Origin of the sequence: Spirillospora sp. NPDC047418 (assembly GCF_040643275.1) — a bacterium.
Taxonomy (GTDB): Bacteria; Actinomycetota; Actinomycetes; order Streptosporangiales; family Streptosporangiaceae; genus Spirillospora.
Genome location: NZ_JBEYTW010000009.1, coordinates 56629 through 80112, shown reverse-complemented (window position 1 = coordinate 80112; position 23484 = coordinate 56629). Strand labels below are relative to the sequence as shown.

General features: G+C 74.7%; 24 protein-coding genes, 1 pseudogene and 1 riboswitch. Of the genes and pseudogenes, 8 read left to right on the top strand and 17 right to left on the bottom strand.

The features are described from left to right. Positions 1 to 11: 11 nt before the first annotated feature. From ABZ806_RS07950 to ABZ806_RS07915, 8 genes are read right to left on the bottom strand one after another with little or no spacing between them, the layout of a single operon-like run. The gene (locus ABZ806_RS07950) at positions 12 to 1394 is read right to left on the bottom strand and encodes an FAD-dependent oxidoreductase (protein ID WP_500216100.1); all 1383 of its coding nucleotides are present in this window, start codon (positions 1392 to 1394) and stop codon (positions 12 to 14) included. Next, positions 1391 to 2032 (bottom strand): aspartate/glutamate racemase family protein, encoded by a 642-nt coding sequence (locus ABZ806_RS07945; protein ID WP_500216099.1) that lies wholly within the window; start codon positions 2030 to 2032, stop codon positions 1391 to 1393. Before ABZ806_RS07945 ends, ABZ806_RS07950 begins: the two co-directional genes overlap by 4 nt. Beyond that, positions 2029 to 3369 carry an MmgE/PrpD family protein gene (locus ABZ806_RS07940; protein ID WP_500216098.1) on the bottom strand — a complete coding sequence of 447 codons (1341 nt, stop codon included), beginning with the start codon at positions 3367 to 3369 and terminating at the stop codon, positions 2029 to 2031. The genes ABZ806_RS07945 and ABZ806_RS07940 overlap by 4 nt, the downstream gene beginning before the upstream one ends. Further along, positions 3369 to 4070 (bottom strand): ABC transporter ATP-binding protein, encoded by a 702-nt coding sequence (locus tag ABZ806_RS07935; protein WP_500216097.1) that lies wholly within the window; start codon positions 4068 to 4070, stop codon positions 3369 to 3371. The genes ABZ806_RS07940 and ABZ806_RS07935 overlap by 1 nt, the downstream gene beginning before the upstream one ends. Beyond that, on the bottom strand, positions 4057 to 4791 hold the full coding sequence (locus tag ABZ806_RS07930; RefSeq protein WP_500216096.1) for an ABC transporter ATP-binding protein: 735 nt from the start codon (positions 4789 to 4791) through the stop codon (positions 4057 to 4059). The genes ABZ806_RS07935 and ABZ806_RS07930 overlap by 14 nt, the downstream gene beginning before the upstream one ends. Next, complete coding sequence (locus ABZ806_RS07925) at positions 4788 to 5840, bottom strand: branched-chain amino acid ABC transporter permease (protein WP_500216095.1); 1053 nt, start codon at positions 5838 to 5840, stop codon at positions 4788 to 4790. Before ABZ806_RS07925 ends, ABZ806_RS07930 begins: the two co-directional genes overlap by 4 nt. After that, the gene (locus ABZ806_RS07920; RefSeq protein ID WP_500216094.1) at positions 5837 to 6859 is read right to left on the bottom strand and encodes a branched-chain amino acid ABC transporter permease; all 1023 of its coding nucleotides are present in this window, start codon (positions 6857 to 6859) and stop codon (positions 5837 to 5839) included. Before ABZ806_RS07920 ends, ABZ806_RS07925 begins: the two co-directional genes overlap by 4 nt. Further along, positions 6856 to 8106, bottom strand: coding sequence for an ABC transporter substrate-binding protein (locus ABZ806_RS07915; RefSeq protein WP_500216093.1), 1251 nt, complete (start codon positions 8104 to 8106; stop codon positions 6856 to 6858). Before ABZ806_RS07915 ends, ABZ806_RS07920 begins: the two co-directional genes overlap by 4 nt. 220 nt (positions 8107 to 8326) lie before the next feature. Here ABZ806_RS07915 and ABZ806_RS07910 point away from each other — a divergent pair, with 220 nt between their 5' ends. Genes ABZ806_RS07910 through ABZ806_RS07880 form a run of 7 tightly spaced genes read left to right on the top strand, consistent with a single transcriptional unit; the run spans position 8327 to position 14972 of the window. Then, positions 8327 to 9514 (top strand): CaiB/BaiF CoA transferase family protein, encoded by a 1188-nt coding sequence (locus tag ABZ806_RS07910; protein WP_500216092.1) that lies wholly within the window; start codon positions 8327 to 8329, stop codon positions 9512 to 9514. Further along, the gene (locus ABZ806_RS07905) at positions 9511 to 10353 is read left to right on the top strand and encodes an HpcH/HpaI aldolase/citrate lyase family protein (protein ID WP_500216091.1); all 843 of its coding nucleotides are present in this window, start codon (positions 9511 to 9513) and stop codon (positions 10351 to 10353) included. Before ABZ806_RS07910 ends, ABZ806_RS07905 begins: the two co-directional genes overlap by 4 nt. Continuing rightward, positions 10350 to 11168, top strand: coding sequence for a cyclase family protein (locus ABZ806_RS07900; protein ID WP_500216090.1), 819 nt, complete (start codon positions 10350 to 10352; stop codon positions 11166 to 11168). Before ABZ806_RS07905 ends, ABZ806_RS07900 begins: the two co-directional genes overlap by 4 nt. Beyond that, positions 11165 to 12568: an MmgE/PrpD family protein gene (locus tag ABZ806_RS07895; RefSeq protein WP_500216089.1), complete on the top strand. Its 1404-nt coding sequence runs from the start codon at positions 11165 to 11167 to the stop codon at positions 12566 to 12568. The genes ABZ806_RS07900 and ABZ806_RS07895 overlap by 4 nt, the downstream gene beginning before the upstream one ends. Positions 12569 to 12601: 33 nt before the next feature. Then, positions 12602 to 13333, top strand: coding sequence for an aspartate/glutamate racemase family protein (locus ABZ806_RS07890; RefSeq protein WP_500216088.1), 732 nt, complete (start codon positions 12602 to 12604; stop codon positions 13331 to 13333). Positions 13334 to 13359: 26 nt separating this feature from the next. Then, complete coding sequence (locus ABZ806_RS07885) at positions 13360 to 14208, top strand: cytochrome P450 (RefSeq protein ID WP_500216087.1); 849 nt, start codon at positions 13360 to 13362, stop codon at positions 14206 to 14208. Then, entirely contained in the window at positions 14205 to 14972 is a 768-nt protein-coding gene (locus ABZ806_RS07880) for an isocitrate lyase/PEP mutase family protein (protein WP_500216086.1), read from the top strand. Before ABZ806_RS07885 ends, ABZ806_RS07880 begins: the two co-directional genes overlap by 4 nt. Here the strand turns inward: ABZ806_RS07880 and ABZ806_RS07875 are convergent. From ABZ806_RS07875 to ABZ806_RS07865, 3 genes are read right to left on the bottom strand one after another with little or no spacing between them, the layout of a single operon-like run. After that, the gene (locus tag ABZ806_RS07875) at positions 14959 to 16392 is read right to left on the bottom strand and encodes an NAD(P)/FAD-dependent oxidoreductase (protein WP_500216085.1); all 1434 of its coding nucleotides are present in this window, start codon (positions 16390 to 16392) and stop codon (positions 14959 to 14961) included. The genes ABZ806_RS07880 and ABZ806_RS07875 overlap by 14 nt on opposite strands. A 50-nt stretch (positions 16393 to 16442) precedes the next feature. Beyond that, positions 16443 to 17057 (bottom strand): GNAT family N-acetyltransferase, encoded by a 615-nt coding sequence (locus ABZ806_RS07870; protein WP_500216084.1) that lies wholly within the window; start codon positions 17055 to 17057, stop codon positions 16443 to 16445. Next, positions 17050 to 17718 (bottom strand): carboxymuconolactone decarboxylase family protein, encoded by a 669-nt coding sequence (locus ABZ806_RS07865; protein WP_500216083.1) that lies wholly within the window; start codon positions 17716 to 17718, stop codon positions 17050 to 17052. The genes ABZ806_RS07870 and ABZ806_RS07865 overlap by 8 nt, the downstream gene beginning before the upstream one ends. A gap of 116 nt (positions 17719 to 17834) precedes the next feature. Here ABZ806_RS07865 and ABZ806_RS07860 point away from each other — a divergent pair, with 116 nt between their 5' ends. After that, positions 17835 to 18617, top strand: a complete 783-nt coding sequence (locus tag ABZ806_RS07860) for a class I SAM-dependent methyltransferase (RefSeq protein WP_500216082.1) — start codon at positions 17835 to 17837, stop codon at positions 18615 to 18617. Here the strand turns inward: ABZ806_RS07860 and glyA are convergent. From glyA to tpiA, 6 genes and pseudogenes are all read right to left on the bottom strand, one after another. Further along, on the bottom strand, positions 18614 to 19885 hold the full coding sequence (glyA, locus tag ABZ806_RS07855; RefSeq protein ID WP_500216081.1) for a serine hydroxymethyltransferase: 1272 nt from the start codon (positions 19883 to 19885) through the stop codon (positions 18614 to 18616). The two genes, ABZ806_RS07860 and glyA, sit on opposite strands and share 4 nt — an antisense overlap. A 54-nt stretch (positions 19886 to 19939) precedes the next feature. Next, positions 19940 to 20026: riboswitch (ZMP/ZTP riboswitch) on the bottom strand. A gap of 44 nt (positions 20027 to 20070) precedes the next feature. Beyond that, positions 20071 to 20919: pseudogene (locus ABZ806_RS07850) on the bottom strand (DMT family transporter); the annotation flags it as partial. A gap of 130 nt (positions 20920 to 21049) precedes the next feature. After that, positions 21050 to 21520, bottom strand: a complete 471-nt coding sequence (locus ABZ806_RS07845; RefSeq protein ID WP_500216080.1) for an Lrp/AsnC family transcriptional regulator — start codon at positions 21518 to 21520, stop codon at positions 21050 to 21052. Positions 21521 to 21840: 320 nt separating this feature from the next. Further along, complete coding sequence (locus ABZ806_RS07840) at positions 21841 to 22212, bottom strand: RNA polymerase-binding protein RbpA (RefSeq protein ID WP_500216079.1); 372 nt, start codon at positions 22210 to 22212, stop codon at positions 21841 to 21843. 81 nt (positions 22213 to 22293) lie between these two features. Then, positions 22294 to 22536: a preprotein translocase subunit SecG gene (secG, locus tag ABZ806_RS07835; RefSeq protein ID WP_131937371.1), complete on the bottom strand. Its 243-nt coding sequence runs from the start codon at positions 22534 to 22536 to the stop codon at positions 22294 to 22296. Positions 22537 to 22671: 135 nt separating this feature from the next. Continuing rightward, complete coding sequence (tpiA, locus tag ABZ806_RS07830) at positions 22672 to 23484, bottom strand: triose-phosphate isomerase (protein WP_500216078.1); 813 nt, start codon at positions 23482 to 23484, stop codon at positions 22672 to 22674.

Below are 23484 nucleotides of genomic sequence, written 5' to 3'. Positions count from 1 at the left end.
GAGTCTTCTCCTCAGTTCTCGCGGGTGGCGTTGTCGCGGCGGGCGATGGCGCCGGCCGCCAGGTAGGCGAGCCCGAAGGCGGGCAGCAGGCCGTTGCCGGGCAGGTAGCCGTCGGCGCCGTGGCCGGAGATCCCGGCGGCGGCGCCGCCCGCCGCGTACAGGCCGGGGACGGGACGGCCGCCGGGGTCGACCACGGCGGCGGCCTCGTCGACGATCAGGCCGCCCTGGGTGTGGAACAGGGCGGGGACGACGCGGACGGCGGCGTACGGCGCGGCGAGCGGCCGCTCCCAGTGGGTGCGGCCGTGCGCGTCGGGGCGGTCGCCGCGGGCGGCGGCGGCGCTCGCCGCCAGCTCCTCGGCGAGGGCGTCCGGCGGGAGGCCGGTGGCCTTGGCGAGCTCCCCGGCGTCGCCGGCCCGGACGAGGACGCCCGACTCGACGGTGTCGCGGAAGTCCTTGAACTTCTGGCACTGCTCGAAGATCGTCTCGTCCAGGACGATCCAGCCGGTGGAGCCGGGGCGGGCGGCGAGCTCGGCGGCGTACTCGGAGTAGCCGCGGGTCTCGTCGCCGAACCGGCGCCCGCCGAGGTCGACCATGACCGCGCCGTGGATGATCGTGGCCCAGCCGACGAGGGTGCCCGCGCCGGCGGCGACGGCGCCGTGCCCCTGGTAGGCGTCCAGGTAGCCGGTGGCGGCGCCGAGCCCGCCGCCGATGCGGAGGGCGTCGCCGAGCGACTGGTCGCTGCCCTGGTAGAGGGCGCCCGCGATCTCGGGGAGGTGCCGTTCGACGAGGGCGCGGTCGGCGCCGAAGCCGTTGGTGGCGAGCAGCACCGCGCCGGTCGGGATCTCTTCGGTCGTCCCGTCCGGGTACTGGACGACGGCGGCCCGCACGGCGCCCTCCGGGCCGGTCGCCACGTCGGCGAGCCTCGCCGGGACGAGCAGGTCGATGCCGGGGTGCTCGCGGACGCGCCGGGCCAGGTGGTCGATCACGCTGGACCCGTGCCGGCCCGGGACGGAGTGGCAGCGCGGGACGGAGTGCCCCGGGTAGTTGAAGTCGGTCACCAGCGACAGCGGCAGCCCGGCCGAGTCGGCGAGCCACTCCACGAGCGGCGCGCTGACCTGGGCGAGCGTCCGGGCGAGGCGGGCGTCGGCGCGGCCCTTGGTCTTGGCCATGATGTCGGCGACGAACCGGTCCGGGGAGTCGCCGACGCCCTCCTCCGCCTGCCAGCGGGAGCCGGCGCCGGGGAACATCGCGGTCGACATCGAGGTGTTGTTGCCGCGCCGGAAGTGCTCGCTCGCCTCGACGACGACCACGCTGAGGCCGAGTTCGGCGGCGCGCAGCGCCCCGGCGAGGCCGCCGCCGGCGCCCGCGACGACGAGGTCGGGTCCGTCGGTCATGCGCTCGCCTCCACGGTCATGAGCTGCAGGGCCAGGGCCGTCGGGTCGACGACGCGGGCCCGGAACCCGTCCTCCTGGACGTCGACGGCCGAGCATCCGTTGATCACGGCGGCGGCGCCGGCGGCGGCGAGCGCGTCCACGGCCTCGCCGAGGGCGGCGTTCCAGGCGGCGGTGTCGGCGATGGCGTCGAAGGGCAGCTCCAGTACCGCGATCCCGGCGACGTACCCGTCCAGGCCGTAGGCCGCGAGGCGGCGGCCCAGCTCCGCGCCGATCGCCTCGTTCCGCACCACCGCACCAAACCGAACATTCTTCGCAGAAAGGTGCATACTACTCAGCTTCAGCAGGCCGTTCACCGGAACGCCCCGGCCGGCGGCCGGACCGCCGGGGACGGCCGGGTCCAGCACGCAGTCGGGGAAGGCGAGGTCGAATCCGTCCCCGGCCCGCGCCAGCGCGGCGGCGACCTCCCGCTCGGACGCGCGGATCGACGCCTCGTCCTCCAGCGCCCCGGGCGCGGCCGGGCCCACGTCGCGCAGCTCGACCGACAGGCCCGGCGGCGCCAGCCGGTCGTAGCGGGCCTGCCGCCGCCGGATCTCCTCCGCCGGCAGGTGGATCGGCGTCACGGCCAGGGCGCGGGTCATCGCTCCTCCTTCGTCTCGTCGCCGGCGAGGCCGCGCAGGCGCTCCCCGACGTGGTCCAGGGCGGGCAGGTCGCGGGCGAGGGCCGCCGCCCGGTCGATCAGGTGCTCCCGGCCGGGCAGCCATCCCCGCAGCAGCGCGAGGACGTCCGCCTCTTCGAGCGGCCGGTGGTCGGCGTCGCCGACGGGGTTCGGGACCTCGCGGGTGCGGGCCGTCCCGTCGTCCAGTTCGACGGTGACGCGGGCGGCGCGCTCGTCGGGGAGGCGCGCGGTCAGGTCGCCCGCCTCCGCCACCCGGACGCGCCGGGCCAGCGCCCGCAGCGCCGGGTCGTCGAGGGCGGCGCGCGGCCCGACCTCGCCGTGCAGCAGGGCGGCGGCGACCGCGAACGGGGTGGAGAACATCGCCGACAGCCGGTTGTGCCACTGCGGCGACGCCAGCCCAGCGCCGAGCGCGTGCGTCTCGACCAGGACGCCGGTGATCCGCGCCGGGTCGAGACCGCCGCGCAGGCCGAGGCAGGCGTCGGCGGCGGGATGGGTGAACGAGCAGGACGCGTGCCGCTTGAAGTAGCCGCGCGTGATGTCCCAGCGCTCGCCGAGCCCGCCGGTCAGCTCCGCCGGGTCGAACTCGCCGAGCAGGGTGCCGAGCGACAGCGCGGCCGTGCCGGTGTTGCGGGCGATTCCGGCCGCCGCCATCCGCGCCGCCACCAGCCCGGACACGTTGGACGCGCCCATCCAGGCGTCCCGCACCGGGTTCCCGCCGGTCGCCGAGGCGAAGTGGCCGGCGACCGGCAGCCCCGCCCCGGTGTCGATCGCGGCGGCCGCCGCCTCCGGGCCGAGGCCGAGCAGCCGCGCGCAGCCGGCGGCGGCGCCCGCCACGCCCCAGCTGCCGTGCGGGTGCGCGCCCGGCCGCAGCCGGGTCGCGCGCCCGAACCGGGACGCGACCTCGTAGGCGGCCAGCAGCGCGGCGGCCGTGTCCGGGCCGGAGGCGTCCCGCTCGGCCGCCAGCGCCAGCACGGCCGGGAGTCCGTGCGCCGCCGGGTGCCCCTTCGCGTACTTGTTGCCCTCGTCCAGTTCGAGGCAGACGAGCGCCATCGCGTTCAGCCAGGCGGCCGCGTCCACCGAGGCGCACCGGCCGGCGCCGATGAGCGGCGCGGGCCCGTCCGGGGCGTTCCACGCCGACCGCAGCGCGGCCGTCTCCGCCTGCCCGGCGCCCAGCGCGGTCACGCCGGCGGCGTCGAGCAGGACGAGCGACAGCCGGTCGAGCACCGGGCCCGGCACGTCCGCGATGTCCAGGGCCGCGACCCACTCCCCCAGCCGGGCGGCGGCCTTCTCCGCATCCATCAAAGCCCCAGGTACGCCTTCCTGACCTCGGCGGACCCGGCCAGCTCGGCCCCGGTCCCGTGCAGGACGGCCGAGCCGCTCTCCAGCACGTAGGCGCGGTCGGCGATGCCGAGGGCCTGCTTGGCGTTCTGCTCGACCAGCAGCACCGCGACGCCGGTGTCGCGGATCCGCTTGACCGCGTCGAGCACCGCCCAGGTCAGCTTGGGCGACAGGCCGGTGGACGGCTCGTCCAGCATGAGCAGCTTCGGCCGGGCCATCAGCGCGCGGCCGATCGCGAGCATCTGCTGCTGCCCGCCGCTGAAGGTCTGCGCGACCTGCGCGCGGCGCTCGGCGAGGACGGGGAACAGCTCGAACACCTCGCGCATCCCCGCCTCGACCTCGGCGTGCGGGCGGGTCCAGGCGCCCATCCGCAGGTTCTCCTCGACGGTGAGCGTCCCGAACAGGGCCCGGTCCTCGGGGACGTGTACGAGCCCGTCGCGGACGAGCTGGTCGGGGCGCCGCCCGGCGGTGGACGCCCCCGCGAACGTGATCGTCCCGGACATCGGCCGCAGCTGCCCGCACACCGCCCGCAGCGTCGTGGTCTTGCCCGCGCCGTTCGCGCCGACGAGCGCGACGATCTCGCCCTCGCCGAGCCGCAGGTCGATGTCGTGCAGGATCCGCATGCGCCCGTATCCGGCGCACAGCTTCTCAATCTCCAGCATCGGCCGGCTCCTCTCCGAGGTACGCCTCGATCACGCGGGGGTCGGAGGTGACCTCCGCGGCCGAGCCGGTGGCCAGCACCCGGCCCTGGTCCAGGACCAGGACCCGGTCCGACAGCCGCATCACGGCGGCCATGATGTGCTCGATGAACAGCAGCGTCGTCCCGTCCTCCTCGCGGAGCACGGCGAGCAGGTCCAGGACGGGTTCGCGCTCGGACGGGACGAGCCCGGCGAGCACCTCGTCCAGCAGCAGCACCTTCGGCCGCATCGCGAGCGCGCGGGCCAGCTCGAGCCGCTTCAGCCCGGCCGTGGGCAGCTCGGTGGCGTTGCGGTGCGCCCACTCGCCGAGGCCGACGCGCTCCACGACGTCCAGGGACCGCTCCCGCAGCCGGTGCGGCGACGCGCGCCGGTGCTGGGCGGCGAGGCCGACGTTCTCCAGCACCGTCATGCTGCCGAACGGCCGCATGAGCTGGAACGTCCGGACCATCCCGGCGCGGGCGATGCGGTCGGGCGAGGTGCCGGTGACGTCCCGCCCGCCGAACACCACCTGCCCGGCGTCGGGCGCGAGGGCGCCGCAGATGACGTTGAACAGCGTCGTCTTCCCGGCGCCGTTCGGGCCGATGATGCCGAGGATCTCGCCCTGCCCGACCTCGAAGCCGACGTCCGACAGGGCCCGCAGGCCGCGGAAGTCCTTCCCGACGCCGGAGACGTTGAGGATGCTCATCTGCGCCACCTCTCGGCGATCGTGCCGACGATGCCCTTCGGCAGCAGCCGGACGATCAGGATCAGCAGGACCGCGTAGAGCGCGACGTCCAGGCCGCTGCGCCCCTGCAGGAAGTTCAGGAAGTCGGGCGGGGTCCGCAGCAGCGTCGCGGTGACGTCCGACAGCGCCCCGAGGATGATGGCGCCGACGACCGGGCCCCAGATCGTGCCGATGCCGCCGATGACCACGGTCGCGATCGCCTGGATCGACACCGACGCGCCGAACGCCAGGTCCGGGTTCACGAACAGGTAGTACTGCGTGTAGAAGGCGCCGGCGACCGCGGTGATCGCGGCCGACAGCGCGACCGTGACCAGCTTGTACCGCAGGACCGGGGTGCCGAGGGACGCGGCGGCGAGCTCGTCGTCGCGGATCGCGGTGACGTAGCGGCCCGTCCGCGAGTGCAGGAACAGGATGCTCGCGGCGGCCGCGAGACCGGCGAGGCCGAGCGCGATCCAGAAGTAGGCGGGCGAGTCCGCCGCGAACTGGATCTTCCAGAACGACGAGCCCTGGATCAGCGGGACGGTGAATCCCACCGCCTTGTTGGTGAAGTCGGTCGTCGTGACGATCAGCCGGAGCATCTCGGCGAACGCGAACGTCGCCAGGGCGAAGTAGGCGCCCTGCAGCTTGTACCGGAAGGCGAAGTAGCCGATGACCACGGCGACGGCGGCGGCGACCGCCATCCCGGCGAGCATCCCGATCCACGGCGAGACGTCGTGCTCGACGAGCAGGTAGGCGCTGGTGTAGGCGCCGAGGCCGAAGAACGCGGCGTGCCCGAAGCTGAACATCCCGCCGAAGCCGCTCATCACGTTCCAGCCGATGGCCATCAGCACGAAGATCAGGATGCGGACGGCGACGGCGCCCTGCGCGGGCGGCAGCACCAGCGGCAGCGGGATCGCGACGGCCAGCAGCACCGCGAGGACGGCGAGCTGCCGGTTCTGCGGCCGCAGCGGCGGCGCCTTCACCGGGCGGCCGGCGGCGCCCGGCCGGCCGGTGAGCGTGATGCCGGTCATGCGCGCCTCCCGAAGAGCCCCTGCGGCCGGAGGAACAGCACGATCACGAAGACGGCGAACACGCCGAGCAGCGAGCTCTGCCCGTCCATGTAGATCGTGGTGAGCTGCTCGACCAGCCCGATCAGCAGCCCGCCGACGAGCGCGCCGGCGACGTTGCCCATGCCGCCGAGCACCACGACGACGAACGCGGTGATGTTGAACTGCTCGCCGAGCGTGGGCGTGACCGTGACCAGCGGCGCGGCCAGCACGGCCGCGGCGCCCGCGCAGGCCGTGCCGATCCCGAACGTCAGCGTGTGGACGCGCCGGACGTTCACGCCGACCAGCTCCGCGCCCTGCCCGTTCGCGGCGACCGCGCGGATCGCCGTCCCGAACCGGGTGCGGCGCAGCAGCCAGAACAGCACCGCGCCGACCAGCAGCGCGCCGATGAAGGCGTACAGCCGCGCGCCGGACACGACGGCGCCGAACAGCGAGAGCTGGAAGTCGCCGGGCAGCGCGACGGTCTTCGGCTCGGCGCCGAAGAACATCAGCAGGCCGTTCTCCAGCAGCAGCGACAGGCCCAGCGTGATCAGCAGCTGGTTCTCCAGCGACCCGCCGCCCGCCCCGCTGAGCAGGCCGCGGTGCACGACCGCGCCGACCAGGAACAGCGCGGGCACCGCGACCAGCAGCGCCAGGTAGGGGTGGACGCCGGTGCCCCGCACGACGCCGAACGCGATGAACATCGCGATGGCGAGCAGCGCGCCGTGCGCGAAGTTGACGATGTCCAGCACGCCGAAGATCAGCGTGAGGCCCATCGCGATGAGCCCGTACAGGCCGCCCATCAGCAGGCCGGTGACCACCGACTGCCAGACGACCAGGCCGCTGCCGGACTTGAGCAGGGCGACCGCGATCGCGACCGCCACCAGGCCGCCGGTGACGGCGGCGCGCTTGAGGACGGGCCCCGTCCCGTCGCCGCCGAGCAGCGGGCGGCGCCGGACGGCGGGGGCGGGTGGGGACTGCGCGTTGGTTCCGATGTTGCTCATGACCGCCACGTCACCGAGTAGTTGGGCTTGGATTCGGCCTTGTCCGGCGGGTAGACCTGCCTGACCTCGCCGCCCTGCACCTGCATGAGGACGGGCAGCGCGGTCTCGTTGTCCCCGTTGGGGGCGAAGGAGATCGGGCCGGTGCCGACTGTGAGGGGCTCGACCTTCGAGGCCGCGATCGCGTCGCGCACCTTCTCCGCGTCGGTGCCGCCCGCGCGCTCCACCGCCTGCGCGATCACCTGGACCGCGTCGTAGGCGAGGACCGCGCCCGTGCGCATGGGGGCGCCGTAGCGGCGCTGGTAGTCGGCCCGCAGCCGCGCGGTCTGCGGGTCCTTGGCGTCGAAGTGGTAGTTGGTGCTGAAGATCCGCTCGGCGACCGGCCCGGCGTCGGCGACGAACTTCGGCTGGTCGTAGGCGCCGTTCGACACGCCCCAGACCGCGTTCAGTGCGGGTTTCACCGCGGCGATCGCCTTGGCGGCGAGCAGGCTGTCGCGGTAGTAGCCGGCGACGGCCAGGACGTCCGCGCCGGACGCCTTGACCTGCGTGACCTGCGCGGTGAGGTCGGAGACCGTGAGCGCGTCGTAGCTGATGTTCGGGCCGACCTCGATGCCGAGCTTCTCCGCCGCCCGCGTGAACGCCTCGGCGGCGCCGCTGCCGAAGTCGGTCTGCTCGTGCAGGAACGCGACCTTCCGGACGGGCTTGCCCGCCTGCTCTGAGACCTCCTTGAGGTAGCGGGCGGCGGCGCCGGCGATGGCGGCGCTGCCCGGCTGGACCCGGAACGCGTACCGGTAGCCGTGCGCGAAGATCGCGTCGGAGGCGGTGACGTCCATGACGAACGGCACCCGGTTGCGCTCGGCGACGACCGCGACGTTCGTGCTGACGGCGCTCTGGTAGGTGCCGACGAGCCCGACGGCGCCCGCGGAGATGAGCCGCTGGGCCTCGCTCTGCCCGACCTCGGCCTTGCCCTGGGTGTCGCCCGTCGCGAGCTCGACCTTGCGCCCGCCCAGGGACCTGATGCCGCCCGCGGCGTTGATCGCCTCCACGGCCATCCGCGCGCCGCGCCGCATCTGCTGGCCGTCCACCGCGTTGGCGCCGCTGACCGGATGCAGCGCGCCGATCTTGACCGGGCCCCGGTCGCGGCCGGCGGCCACCCCGGCCGCGCCGGACGGAGCCGAGCCGCCGCAGCCGGCCGCGGCCAGCAGCACCGCGCACGCGCCGAGCCCGGCGGCGAGCTTTCGAGCCGACATTCACCCCTCCCGCCCGACATTGTTCCGCCTAGAGGAACACTCTGCTTGTGATGCGTCATGGTGGCATCCGCCACGCCACCGGGTCAATATCTGAGCGGAACTTGACTTAACTCGATAAGCAGTGCCAATTTGGGAAACCCGGGGCGCCTCCGCGAACCGGCCGACTGCTGATCCTCGTTTCTCTTAGCGGAACGATCTGTCGATGAAGGCGGTACCGTCCATGACCGACGCCCTGTCCGGGGTCCGGGTGCTCGACGCGGCCACGCTGTTCGCCGGGCCCCTCGCCGCGACGCTGCTCGGCGACTTCGGCGCCGAGGTCATCAAGATCGAGCACCCGAAGGGCGACCCGGTGCGCAGCCACGGCGCGCAGCGCGACGGCGTCGGGCTCTGGTGGAAGATGCTCGGCCGCAACAAGAAGGCGATGACGCTCTACCTCGGCTCCCCCGAGGGGCAGGACCTGTTCCGCCGCCTGGCCGCCGACGCCGACGTGGTGGTCGAGAACTTCCGGCCCGGGACGCTGGAGCGCTGGGGCCTCGGCTACGACGAGCTGAAGGAGATCAACCCCCGGCTCGTGCTGGCGCGGGTCACCGGGTTCGGGCAGACCGGCCCGTACGCCAGGCGGCCCGGGTTCGGCACGCTCGCCGAGGCGATGAGCGGGTTCGCCGCGATCACCGGCGAGCCGGACGGCCCGCCGACCCTGCCGCCGTTCGGCCTCGCCGACGGGATCGCCGCGCTGACCACCGCGTTCGCGGTGATGACGGCGCTGCGCGCGCGGGAGGCGACCGGCGAGGGGCAGGTCGTCGACCTCGCGATCATCGAGCCGATCCTGACGCTGCTCGGCCCGCAGATCATCACCTACGACCAGCTCGGCGAGCTGCAGGCCCGCACCGGGAACCGGTCGCACAACAACGCGCCGCGCAACACCTACCGCACCCGCGACGGCGGCTGGGTCGCGGTCTCCACCAGCGCCCAGTCGATCGCCGAGCGGGTGATGCGGCTGGTCGGCCGGCCCGAGCTGATCGACGAGCCGTGGTTCGCGACCGGCGCGGAACGCGCGAAGCACGCCGACCTGCTGGACGAGGCCGTCGGGTCGTGGATCGCCGAGCGCGACCGGGACGAGGTCGTGCAGGCGTTCGAGGACGCGCAGGCCGCCGTCGCGCCCATCTACACCGCAGCCGACGTCATGACCGACCCGCAGTTCGAGGCGCTCGGCACCATCGCGACCGTCCCCGACGACGAACTCGGCCCGGTGAGGATGCAGAACATCCTGTTCCGGCTGTCGCAGACCCCGGGCCGGATCGACTCGGCCGGGCCGCCGCTCGGCGCGCACACCGCCGAGATCCTCGCCCGCTACGGGGTCGACGAGGCCGGGCTCGCCGACCTGCGCGGCAAGGGCGTGATCGGGTGACGCCGCGCTCCTGGCTGTACGTGCCGGGCGACCGGCCCGACCGGATCGGCAAGGCGCTCGCGTCGGGCGCCGACGCGGTGATCCTCGACCTGGAGGACGCGGTCGCGCCGGCCGCCAAACAGGACGCCCGCCGCACCGTCCTGGAGACGCTGGCCGCCGGGCACGCCGCCTACGTGCGGATCAACGCGCCCGGCACCCCGGACGGCGCCGCCGACCTCGCCCTCCTCGCGACCGCGCCGGCCGCGCTCGCCGGGGTACGGGTGCCCAAGTGCGAGCACCCCGACGAGCTGCACCGCGCCGCCGACAGCCTCGGTGTGCCGGTGTACCCGATCCTGGAGTCGGCGCTCGGCGTCGAGAACGCGCTGCTCCTCGCGACCGCGCACCCGCTGGTCGCCGGGATCTCGCTCGGCGAGGCCGACCTCGCCGCCGACCTGCGGGTCGCCGGCGGCGACGCGCTGGCCTGGCCGCGCTCCCGGGTCGTCGTGGCGGCCCGCGCGGCCGGGCTCCCGTCCCCGCCGCAGAGCGTGTGGACGGCCGTCCGCGACCTGGACGGGCTGCGCGCCGACACCCTCGCCGCCCGGCGGGCCGGGTTCTTCGGCCGGTCGGTGATCCACCCCGCGCAGATCCCCGCCGTCCACGAGGCGTGCGTCCCCGACCCGGACGAGGTCGCCTGGGCCAGGGACCTGATGAGCCGGCTCGCCGACCACGGCGACGCCGCGTGGATCGACTCCTCAGGGCGGTTCGTGGACAAGGCCGTCGTCGAGCGCGCCGCCTGGCTGCTCGACGCCGCCGCGTCCGCCGAGTCCGCCGCCCGCCCCGTCAAGGAAGGCCAGAAATGACCACCCAGGATCCGCTGCTCGCGGCCGTCGCCGGCGGCGTCCGGCTGATCGAGCTGGGCCAGCCGTTCTTCACCGGCATGCCCTGCTCGCCCAACCACCCCGGGTTCCGGATGACGCTGATCCGGCGGCACGGCGACATGGAGCGGCCGGACGGCGGGTCCGCCGCCAACGAGATCATCGTGACCGGCGGGCACGTCGGCACCCACATCGACGCGCTGTCCCACGTCAGCCACGACGGCGAGCTGCACGGCGGGATCTCCGCCGCCGACGCCCAGCGCGGCGGCGCCTTCACCAGCCACGGCGCCGAGAACCTGCCCGGCCTGCTGCGCCGGGGCGTCCTGCTCGACGTGGCCGCGGTGCACGAGGTCGCGACGCTGCCGCCGGGCTACGGCGTCACCGCCGAGGACCTGGAGCTGGCCGCCAAGCGCGCCGGGACCGAGCCGGGCGAGGGCGACGTCGCGCTGATCCGCACGGGGTGGGCCCGCAACTTCGGCGACACCACCGCCTACCTCGGCAAGGAGACCGGGGTCCCGGGCGCGACCCCGGACGCGGCGCGCTGGCTCGCCGAGCGGGGGATCGCCGCGACCGGCGCCGACACGACCGCCTACGAGCAGATCCCGGAGGGCGCGGGGCACGCGGTGCTGCCCGTGCACCGGATCCTGCTGGTCGAGTCGGGGATCTTCATCCTGGAGCACCTGAACCTGGAGGCCCTCGCCGAGGCCGGGCTGCACGAGTTCGTGTTCGTGCTGGCCCCGCTGCGGATCAAGGGCGGCACCGGCTCCCCCGTCCGCCCCCTCGCGGCGGTGACGGCATGACCGCCGCCACGCCCGTCCAGCGGCTCGCCGGACTGGCCGCGTCCGCCGGCGCCCGGGGCCTGCCGCCGGAGCTGCGCGCCGACGCCGCGCGCCGCGTCCTGGACGTCCTCGGCAACAGCCTGGCCGCGACCGGCGAACCGCCCGCGAAGGCCGTCGGGGCGCTCACCGCCGAGTGGGGCGGCGAGGGCCGCGCCACCGCGATCGGCACCGGGACGCGGCTGCCCGAGCCGAGCGCCGCACTGCTGAACGGGACGCTCGCGCACTCGCTCGACTTCGACGACACGCACCTGCCGTCCGTCCTGCACCCGTCGGCGTCGGTCGTCCCCGCCGCGCTCGCCGTCGCCGAGGCCCGGGGCGCGTCCGGCGCCGCGCTGCTGGACGCGGTCGGGGTGGGCGTCGAGATCACCGTGCGGCTCGGCATGGCCGGATACGACCGCGACCTCGGCAACTCGGTGTTCTTCGAGCGCGGGCAGCACGCCACCGCGATCTGCGGGACGGTCGGTGCCGCCGCGGCCGCCGCGATGCTCTCCGGCCTGGACGCCGCCGGCATCGCGGACGCGATGGGCATCGCCGCCAGCATGGGCTCGGGCATCCTGGAGGCCAACCGCACCGGCGGCACCGTCAAGCGGATCCACTGCGGCTGGGCCGCGCACGCCGCCGTCACCGCCGCCGGCCTCGCCCGGACCGGCATCACCGGGCCGCCGACCGTCCTCGAAGGCCGCTTCGGCTTCCTCCAGGCGTTCTGCGGCGACCAGGTCGATCTGGACGCCCTCACCTCGGGCCTGGGCGAGCACTGGGAGCTGCCCGGCATCTTCTTCAAGCCGTACCCGTGCAACCACTTCACCCACGCGGGCATCGACGCGGCCCTCCGGCTGCGCGCCGCCGGCCTGGACCCCGCCGACGTCGAGTCGATCGAGCTGGGCGCGCCCACGCCCGTCCTGCGGACCATCGGCGAGCCGCACGAGGACAAGATCCGGCCCACGTCGGGGTACCACGCCGCGTTCTCCGGCCCCTACACGGTCGCGGCGGCGCTGCTCGGCGGCGGCGGCCTCGGCGTCTTCCACGAGGACTTCACCGACGCGGCCGCCGCGGACCCCGCCCGGCTGGCGCTCGCGGCGAAGGTCCGCTGCGTGCCCGACCCCCGCTGCGACGAGATCTTCCCGTACCAGTTCCCCGCCGTCCTGCGCGTCCGCACCCGGGGCGGCACCGTCCTGGAGGAGCGCGTGGACGCCAACCGCGGCGGTCCCGGCAACCCGCTCTCGGCGGACGAGCTGGCCACGAAGTTCCGCCTCAACGCCGTCCGGCGCGTCCCGGAGCCGCGGGCCGGGCAGATCACCGAGCTGGCCTACGGCCTGGCCGGCCTGGCGGACCTGAGCCGCCTGACGTCCCTCCTGGCCTGAGCGCGTCCGGAAGATCACAGTAGGGTCGGCGCCATGAGGCATCTCGGCATCCTGGCCCACAGCGCGGAGGGCGCCGCGCTGTGCTTCCGGACCTTCTGCCAGGAGGGGTTCCGCGAGCTCGGCCCCGACGACCACCCGGACGTGACGCTCGACCTGATCGCGCTGGCCCGCAGCATGCCCGCCTGGGACGCCGGCGACCACGACGCGATCAGGGCGATCCTGGCCGAGAGCGTCCGGCGGCTCGCGGCGGCCGGCGCCGACTTCTTCGCCTGCCCCGACAACACCGCCCACCTGGCGCTCGAACGCCCCGGCGACGACCTGCCGCTCCCGGGCCTGCACATCGCGCAGGTCGTCGCCGACCGGGCCGCCCGCGACGGCCGCACCCGCGTCGGCGTCCTCGGCACCCGCTACACGATGGACGGCCCGGTCTACCCGCGCGAGCTGGCGGCGCGGGGCATCGCCGCCGAGGTCCCGGACGCCGCCGACCGCGAGACCGTCAACCGGATCATCTTCGACGAACTGGTCAACGGCGTCTTCACCGACGACTCGCGCCGCGAGTACGCCCGGATCATCGGCCGACTCGCCGAACGCGGCTGCGACGCCGTCGCGCTGGTGTGCACCGAGATCCCGCTCCTGGTCACGCCCGGCGTGTCGCCGCTGCCCACGCTCGACTCCACCCGCCTGCTGGCCCGCGCCGCCTTCGACGCGGCGACGGGCCGCCGCCCCCTCCCCACCTGGCGCGGCGGACACTTCGACCGCGGCTGAAACGACCCGTCCCTAGATTCGGGGACGTGGAGAGCACAGAGCTGGTCATCACCCGGTACGCCGGCGCCGTCGCCGTCCTGTCGGACGCGCGGTTCGCCGTCGCACCGGCCGAGGACGCCGCGCGAAGGCACTCGCTGGCGTGGCTGCGGCGGACCGTGTGCCGGTTCAGCGAAGGCGCGGACCACGAGCGGCGCCGCGCCCTCACCGTGGACGCGCTGGACGCCATCGACCCCGGGCACCTGCGCCGCCGCGCCCGCGACCTCGTCCGGGCCGGCGGCGACCCCGGCGAGGTCCCGAGCCTGGTGCTCGGCGAGGCGCTGGGCGCGGCCGACCGGGGCGCGCTCGCGCGGGCCGTGCCCGCCGCCGCGTCCGGCTACCTCACCGGTGCGGGCGGGGACGGAGCGGACGAGGCCGTCGCCGTGCTCGTCCGGCTCCTCGGCCCCGGCCCGGACGAACGGGTCGCCGCCCGCATCGCCGTCCTCATGCAGGCGCACGCGGCGACCGCCGCGCTCGTGCGCCGCACGCTGCCCCACCTCCGGCGGCCGGAGTCGCGCGGCGTGCCGGTCGAGGACGTCATCGCCGAGACGCTGCGGTTCGACCCGCCCGTCCCGGTGATGCGCCGGATCGCCGCGAGCGGCGCCCACGTGGACGGGCGCGCGGTCCCCCGGGGCGCTCTGGTGACCCTCGACCTGCGGGCCGCGAACCGGGATCCCGCCGTGTTCGAGGACCCCGGCCGTTTCGTCCCCGGCCGGCGGGAAGGCCCCCACCTGACCTTCGGCGCGGGCCGGCGGCCGTGCCCCGGCACCGGCCACGCGCTGCACCTGGCCGCCGGCGTGATCGAGGCGGTCCCGCACCCGACGGAGGACGTTCGATGAGCTTTGCCGACCTGCACCACGGCGACCGCCCGCTGGTGCTGCCGAACGCGTGGGACTTCGCCAGCGGCGCGGCGCTGGCGCAGGCCGGGTTCCCCGCGATCGGCACGACGAGCCTCGGGGTCGCGGCGGCGGCCGGGAAGGCCGACGCGACCGGCGGCACGCGCGAGGAGACCCTGGCCCTGGCCCGCGTGCTGTCGCGGCTGCCCGTGCCGGTCACGGTCGACATCGAGGGCGGGTTCTCCGACCGGGTCGCGGACGTCGCCGAACTCGTCACCGAGCTGGCCTCGTTCGGCATCGCCGGGATCAACCTGGAGGACGGCCGTGCCGACGGGACGCTCGTGCCCCTCGACCACCAGCTGACGGTCATCGGCGCCGTGAAGCGGGCCGCGCCGCAGGTGTTCCTCAACGCCCGCACCGACACGTTCTGGCTCGGCGACCCCGACCGGGACGAGACGCTGCGGCGGGCGCGCGCCTTCGCGGCGGCGGGCGCGGACGGGATCTTCGTCCCGGGCATCGTGGACGACGCCGACATCCGGGCCGTGCTGGAGGCGGCGGACGTCCCGCTCAACGTCCTGTACCTGCCGGGAAGGACCGAGTACGCGCGGCTCGCGCGGCTGGGCGTGCACCGCGTGAGCACCGGATCGCTGCCGTTCCGCAAGGCGCTGCAGGCCGCCGTCGCGGCGGCCCTCGGCGTCACCGGCGCGGACGGCGACCGTCCCGCGCCCTCGTACGGGGACGTCCAGCGGCTCGTCAGTGACCGGTGATCCGGTCGGCGAGGCGGGCCAGCGCGGACGTGCCCGCCGACACCGAGGCCGACTCGCGGGCGTCGGCGGCCCGGTAGAGCGCGTACATCGCGTGGACGCCGAGCCAGCGCAGCGGTTCGGGCTCCCAGCGGCGGACGCGGCGGTCCACCCACGGCAGCGCGGTCAGCGCGGTGTCCTCGCGCAGGACGAGGTCGCGGAGGGTGCGGCCCGCGAGGTTGGCGGTCGCGACGCCGTGCCCGGTGTAGCCGCCCGCGTGCCCGATCCCGCTCGCGTGGTCGAGGACGACGGCCGAGCACCAGTCGCGCGGCACGCCGAGGACGCCCGACCAGGCGTGGTCGACCCGCCCCTCGCCGGCGACGGCCGGGAACATCGCGGTCAGCATCGTCCAGAGGGCGTCGATCGTGGCGGGATCGGTGCGGCCGCCGTCGTCGACGCGGGACCCGTACCGGTAGGGGCGGCCCCGGCCGCCGAACGCGATGCGGCCGTCGGCGGTGCGCTGCGCGTAGGTGTAGTAGTGCGCCATGTCGCCGAGCAGCTCGCGCCGCTCCCAGCCGATCGCCTTCCACGCCGCGTCCGGCAGCGGCGTCGTGACGATCATGGAGCTGTTCATCGGGAGCCAGTCGCGGCGGTGGCCGGGCAGCCCGGCGGTGAAGCCCTCGGTGGCGCGCAGCACGTAATCGGCGGTGACGGTGCCGCACGGGGTGACCGCGGAGGCCGCGCCGCCGCGGCGCGGGTTGATCCGGACGACCGGCGTCCGCTCGTAGATCTCCACGCCGAGCCCCCGGACCGCGGCGGCGAGACCGCGGGCGAGGGCGGCGGGCTGGACGCGGGCGCAGTGCGGGCTCCACGCCGCGCCGGTCGCGCCCTCGACGCGGACCCGGTCGTCGCGCTCGGCGGCGGGCAGCGGGACGAGGTCGCCGTCCGCCCAGCCCCAGGCGCGGGCCTCCTCGACCATCGCGGCGAGCCGGGCGCGCTGGGCGGCGTTGCGGGCGACGTGCAGCACGCCGCCCTTCACCAGGCCGGCGTCGATGCCCTCCGCGGCGGCGACGCGGACGACCTCGTCCACCGCCCCGAACATGGCGCGCTGCAGCGCGATCGCGGCGGGGCGGCCGTGCCGGGCCGCGTACCGCTCCCGCGACCCGGCGATCTCGCCCAGCACCCAGCCGCCGTTGCGGCCGGACGCGCCGAACCCCGCGAACTCGCGTTCCAGCACGACGATCCGCAGGCCGGGGCGGGCGCGCTTGAGGTAGTAGGCGGTCCAGAGGCCGGTGTATCCGGCGCCGACGACGCAGACGTCGGCCGTGCGCGGCCCGGGGAGGCGGGGGCCCGGCTCGGGGCGGCCGGCGTCCCGGTACCAGAAGGAGACGCCGCCGTTGCCGGACCCGGCGGCGAGGGGCGCCCGGCCAGTGGAGGAGCTCATGCGCACATACTGCTGTATTCCGTAGCGAAATCAACAGGTGGCAACGGATTCTATGGGACGGCGTCGATGATTCGACGGGATCCGATCCAGCGGGAGCGGTCCGCGGCGTAGTAGGCGGCGCCGTCGGGGCCGGACGGGCCGTCCCGCCACCGCCGCATGCCGAGCTGCAGCGCGATCTCCGCCGAGGCCGTGTTCGCCGTGTCGATCTCGGCGGTGATCCGGTGCACGCCGACCACCCCGAACGCGTAGTCGAGCACCGCGCGGGACGCCTCCGCGGCGAGGCCCTCGCCCCAGTGGTCCGGCTCCAGGCTGTAGAGGATCTCGACGTCCACGCCCCGGCCGAGCGGCCCCTCGTGGTGGCCGAGCCCGGCGACGCCGATCAGCGGATCGCCCGCCCCGGCGCCCGCCCCGGCACCGGCGGCGTCGGCCGCGTCGATCCCGGCCGACCAGCGGGCCGGGCGCAGCCCCCACAGCCCGTAGCCCTCGGTGGCGAAGTCCCGCTCGCTCGCCTCGATGATCTCGCTGACCTGGACGGGCGTGACCATCCGGTCGTCGAACAGGTGGCGGCGGACGAGCGGGCCCGTCCAGTGCGTCAGCAGCGCGCGGTGGTCGCGCATCGAGACCGGATGCAGCGCGAGCCGCACCGTGCGCAGCACCTCACTCATCCGCGTCCCCCGGCGGCCACTCGGGCGGGTCCTCGCCGTCGGGGAGGCCGACCCGGAACACCCGGAGCTGCAGCGCGAGCGCCTGGTAGTAGCCGACGAGCGTGACCAGTTCGACGACGGCGGCGCGGCCGAGCGTCGCGACCGCCTCGGTGAACACGGCGTCGGCGAGGTCGCCCTCGGCGGCGAGCTGCCGGGCCGCCTCGTACACGACGCGTTCGCGGACGTCGCCGAGCAGCGGCGCGCGGCCGGCCCGCAGCGCGTCCGTCTCGGCGTCGGTGAGGCCGTGCCGGCGGCCGATCCGCTCGTGCGCGTACCACTCGTAGTCGGACCGGGCGTGCGCGGCGACGACCAGCGTGGCGATCTCCCGCTCCCGCTTGGTGAACGCCGTCCGGAAGCGCAGCGCGGCCCCGAGGTCCTGCAGCGGCAGCCCCACCGACGGGCTGTAGAGCATCGCGTTGAAGGGGCCGTGCAGCCGCCCGATGTCGTCGGCCATGCCGAACGGCGGGGTGCGGCCCTCGGCGCGGGGGCCGCCGGTCACCGCCTCGTACACGGCGCGCTGCTCGTCGGTCAGCGAACCGGGCAGCAGCAGCGGCAGCCGGGTCGCGGACGGGCCGCGCCGCGGTCGGTCGTTGACGTGCTCACCGCTCACGGGGTCGATCACTTACCGAACGCTAGGCGGTCGGCGCGGGCGGCTCAACCCCCGGTCCGGAATGTGAAACCGCGGGCTCAGGGTGACGTGGCGGTCGCGTGACACGCGGCCGCTGGCAGGATGGCCGGGTGACCGGCATCTACGACGACCCCTGGGCGTACGAGCTGGCGTGCTCGTTCCGCGACGTGCCGGCCGAGGTGGACGCGCTCCTCGGCTGGTGCGCCGGGCTGGGCGCCGGGCCCGCGACGGTGCTGGAGCTGGCCGCCGGGCCGGCCGAGCACGCCCGCGAGTTCGCGCGGCGCGGGCTGGCCGCGACGGCGCTCGACCTGAACCCGGCGATGTGCGCCCACGCCGCCCGCGAGGCCGGGCGCGCCGGCGTCGAGGTGGAGGTCGTCCAGGACGACATGACCCGGTTCGACCTGGGCCGCCGGTTCGACCTCGTCGTGACCATGCTCGACTCGACGTCCCACCTCATGACGCTGGACGCGTTCGTCGCGCACCTGCGCCGCGCCGCCGCGCACCTGTCCCCCGGCGGCCTCTACATCGTGGAGATGTCGCACCCCCGCGACCGGCTCGGCGACGACCCGAGCGTCAGCACCGGCTGGACGGTCGAGCGCGGCGGCGTCCGGGCGAGCGTGCGGTGGGGCGAGCCGTCCGACGAACTCGACCCCGTCACCCAGATCGCCGACGACCACGTCACGATGACGATCACGGACGGGGACGGCACGCGGGTGGTCCGCGACGTCGTCCCCTACCGCTTCTGGACCGCCACCGAGCTGGACGCCGCGATCCGCCTCGCCGACGGCCTGCGCACGGTCGCCCAGTACGGCGACTTCGGGACCGGAGAGGGCACCGTGGCCCTCACCGACCCCGAAGCCTGGCGCATGATCACGATCCTGCGGCCGGCCTAGGGCGCGGGCGCCCAGCCGGGCATCGGGTAGCCGGCGAGCAGTTCCCGGATCTTCCCGGCGACGCGTCCGGCGACCGCCTCGTCCTGCTTGGCGGTGCCCAGCACGACCTCGTCGATCCACGCCGCGATCTGCGGCATGTGCTCCTCGCCGAGCCCCCGGGTGGTGATCGCGGCGGTGCCGAGCCGCAGCCCGGACGGGTCGAACGGCTTGCGCGGGTCGAACGGCACCGCGTTGTAGTTCAGCTCGATCCCGGCGCGGTCCAGGGCCTGCGCCGCCGGCTTCCCGGCGACGCCCTTGTTCGTCAGGTCGATCAGGACGAGGTGGTTGTCGGTGCCGCCGGAGACCAGGTCGTAGCCGCGGTCGACCAGCGCAGCGGCCAGCACCTGCGCGTTCGCGACGATCTGCCGGGCGTACCGGGAGAAGTCCGGCTGCGCCGCCTCCTTCAGCGCGACGGCGATCGCGGCGGTCGTGTGGTCGTGCGGGCCGCCCTGCAGGCCGGGGAAGACCGCCTTGTCGACCGCCTTCGCGTGCTCGGCCGTCGACAGGATCATCGCGCCGCGCGGCCCGCGCAGCGTCTTGTGCGTGGTCGTGGTGACCACGTCCGCGTGCCCGATCGGGGACGGGTGGGCGCCGCCCGCGATCAGCCCGGCGATGTGCGCGACGTCGGCGGCGAGCACCGCGCCGGCCTCCCGGGCGATCTCCGCGAACGCCGGGAAGTCGATCGTCCGCGGGATCGCGGTGCCGCCGCACCAGATCAGCTTCGGCCGCTCCTTCAGCGCCAGGTCGCGGACCTGGTCCATGTCGACCCGCCCGGTGTCGGCGCGCACGTCGTAGCGGACGGGCCGGAACCACGTGCCGGTCGCCGACACCGACCAGCCGTGCGTGAGGTGCCCGCCCATCGGCAGCGACAGCCCCATCACCGGGTCGCCGGGCTCCAGGAACGCCATGTAGACGGCGAGGTTCGCGGGCGACCCCGAGTACGGCTGGACGTTGGCGTGCTCGGCGCCGAACAGCTCCTCGGCCCGCCGGATCGCCAGCAGCTCGATCGGGTCGACGTTCTGCTGGCCCTCGTAGTACCGCTTGCCGGCGTAGCCCTCGGAGTACTTGTTCGTCAGGACCGACCCGGTGGCCTCCAGGACCGCCGGCGACACGTAGTTCTCGGACGCGATCAGCCGGAGCTTCTCGTACTGGCGGCGGGCCTCGGCCTCGACCAGCCCGGCGATCTCGGGATCCCGGTCCTGCAGGTGGGGGACGGGCGGTTGGTGCATCGTGGGCCTCCGCGCTGCTCGCGCCGGGACGTTCGGGCGCCCCGGCGAAGGGGACCCGTACACCCAGGCGCGCGGCGTGCGGACTAGTTTCGCTCCCCGGTGGTCGTCTCCACCTTGACTGCGCCAGTCACGTGCCCGCCATCATATCGGGCCGCCCGCGCCCTCGCCGGGACGGAGACGACGAACAGCCCGCCCAGCAGGAGCAGCGACCCGGCCGCGACCGGCACCGGCATCCGCTCGCCGAGGACGGCGATCGCGAGCGCGGCGGCGACCAGCGGCTCGGCGAGGCTGAGCGTCCCGGCGGTCGCGGCCGGCACCCGGCGCAGCCCGGTGACGAAGGACATGTACGCGGCCGCCGTCGCGGCGATCCCGAGCCAGGCGACCAGCACCGCCGAGCGGGGCTCCGCGAGCGACGGCAGCTCCGCGGCCGTCCAGGGGAGCAGGGCCGCTCCTCCGATGAGCAGCGTGACCGACACGGCGGCGGCCATGCCCACGTCCCGCCTCGTGAGGACCTTGGCGGACACGGTGTACACGCCGAAGCACGTCCCGCCCACGAGGCTCAGCACGATCCCCACCGGGTCGGCGTGGACGGCCGCCCCCGGCACCGTCAGCAGCGCGACACCGCCGACGGCGCACGCCGTGCCCGCCCACCACCTGCGGCTGAGCCGCGTGCCGAGGACGAGCCGCTCGCACAGCCCCGTCGAGACGGGCGCCAGCCCGAACACCACGGCGGTCGCGACGGCGGCCCCGGTGCGGTCGACCGCGCTGAAGAACGCGGCCTGGAAGATCCCGGTCGCGGCGGAGGCCGCCACGACCGGAGGCCACGCCCGCCGCCCCAGCGCGCGGAACGCGCGCCGGTCCGCCACGAGCACCAGCACGGCGAGGACGACCCCGCCCGAGAGGATCCGGGCCCCGCCGACCGCCACCGGGCCCGCCTCCGGCCCGGCGAGCACCTGCGCGGGACCGACCGTCCCCCAGAGCACCCCGGCCGCGAGCACGAGCAGCGACCCGGACAGATTGCTTCGTCGATCCATACGCCCGAAGCTAGAAGGAACTACGGACGTCTCCATACTCAGCCGTGATTCATTCGGCCAGGGACATCACAACCGTCAGATGTTCGCCTTCGACCTGTCACGGCGGTGCCGCGCCGCCGGGTGTTCGGCGTCAGCGCCGATCGGGCATCGGAAGTTCGGCCTGCTCCACCGGCTGGACGTAGTCGTAGACGACGATCGTCCGGACGTCCACGAACTCCTTGCGCCGCGCGAGCCGGTCGAGCACGAAGTCGCGCAGGTAGGCGGTACTCGGCACGGCGACGTGCATGAGCAGGTCCTCGTTGCCCGTGACGACGAAGACCCCGACGGCCTCGGGCATCGCGGCCATGCCGTCCCGCGCCGACTCGATCGCCTCCCGCGACTGCGGCCTGATCCGGATCGAGATCAGCGCCTGCACGCCGCGGCCGAGCCGCTCGAAGTCCACCGCCGCGTGGAACCCGGTGATGACGCCCCTCGCCCGCAGCGCCCGCGTCCGCTCCAGGGCGGTGGACGGAGCGATACCCACCGCCTCGGCCAGTTCCCGGTTCGTCTGCCGCCCGTCCCGCTGCAACCGCCGCAGGATCGCCTGATCGACCGCGTCCACCGCCACCCCTCCCGAACCGACCGCCCGAAGCCGAACTCCCGCACGCGAACCACGCCCGAAAGCCCCCTACCCCCGAACATTATTCGCCCGCCACCGGACACGCACGAAAACGACTGAGGCCCAGCCCTCTTGGACTGGACCTCGACCACGGGAACACGGGCAGGCACGCGGAGCGAGCGCCGGCGAGCGCAGCGGGCATGCCCGGCGACGCAGGCGACCGCAGCGACGCCACACCGCCGCCACGGGCACAAAAGACCGCAACGGCGGCGTGAGGATCGCCTGCGTCGCTGACGGGGGTTCCAGGGGTCGCCCCCCTGGAGTCAGCGGGCCGCGGCCTCCATGGCCTGCTTCACCGCGGCGCGCTTCTCGCGCAGCTTGGCGAGGGCCTCCTCCAGGATGGCCTCGCCGTCCTCGTCGCTGCGGCGCTCCTTCACGTACGCGAGGTGCGTCTTGTAGGGCTCGGTCTTCGGCGGCGCCGGGGGGTTCGCCGAGTCCTGGCCGGCGGGGAACCCGCAGCGGGGGCAGTCCCACGTCTCGGGGACGGCGACGTCCGTCGCGAAACTGGGGCGGGTCTCGTGCCGGTTGGCGCAGTAGAAGGTCACCCAGACGCGGGGGGCGGCGTCGCCGCGCTCCGCCTCTCCCATCGGACCGGCCCCGACACGGCTGCCCCGAATCGCGTTGCCACTACCCACGGATTACTCCTCGCTCGGTGTTCCGCGGCCGTCCGTGACCTCCTGGGACGGCGCGGTGATCGCATGTGCCAGACGGGTGGGTCAGCCGACGCCCTTGTGCTTGAACAGCAGTCCCAGCACGATGATCGAGGCGAACCACAGCACCCCGACGCCGACCGTCAGCCGGTCGAGGTTGCGCTCGACCACGGACGACCCGCCCAGGGACGACGACACGCCGCCGCCGAACATGTCCGACAGGCCGCCGCCCTTGCCCTTGTGCATCAGGACGAGGACGACCATCAGCAGGCTCGTGACGATGAGCACGATGGACGATGCGATGATCATTCTTCAACGCCTTTGTCTGTAGGTCGGGGACGGAGGGTCGGCCGGGCCGGTTTACCCGTCAGCTACGAAGGGTACGACGAACTGGCCGCTGGTTCGGCAAGAACCCCCAGTTGACGCAGAATTGATCAGTTTTGATCAGCCGGGGAGATCCCGGTACCGGCAGATTTTAACGAACTCTCCCGGGTCCAGGCTGGCACCGCCCACCAGGGCGCCGTCCACGTCGTCCTGCGCCATGAGCTTGGCGACGTTGCCGCCCTTGACCGAACCGCCGTACAGGATACGCACTTCGTCGGCCACTCCGCCGTCGTACAGCTCGGCGAGCCGCGTGCGGATCTCGGCGCACACCTCCTGCGCGTCCTGCGGGGTGGCGACCTCGCCGGTGCCGATGGCCCAGACGGGCTCGTAGGCGATCACCGTGCGGCGCGCCTGGGCGGCGGGGATCTTCTCCAGGCCGCCGTCGAGCTGGGTCAGGCAGTGCCGGACGTGCTCGCCGGCCTTGCGGACCTCCAGGCCCTCGCCCACGCACAGGATCGGGGTGATGTCGGCGGCGAGCGCGGCCCTGGCCTTGGCGTTGACGACCGCGTCGTCCTCGCCGTGGTACTGGCGGCGCTCGGAGTGCCCGACGGCGACGTAGGCGCAGGCGAGCTTGGCGAGCATGGCCGCGGAGACCTCGCCGGTGTAGGCGCCGGAGGCGTGCTGGGAGACGTCCTGCGCGCCGTACTGGAGCCCGAGCTTGTCGGCGTCCACGAGCGTCTGCACGGAGCGGAGCGCGGTGAACGGCGGGAGCACGGCGATGTCGACGGCGTCGTAGTCGGCGTCCTTGAAGGTGAACGCCAGCTTCTGGACGAGCCTGATCGCCTCGAGGTGGTCGTTGTTCATCTTCCAGTTGCCGGCCATCAGCGGCTTGCGGCCGCTCTGCCTGCCGGAAGAAGGGGTAGCGGGGGCCAT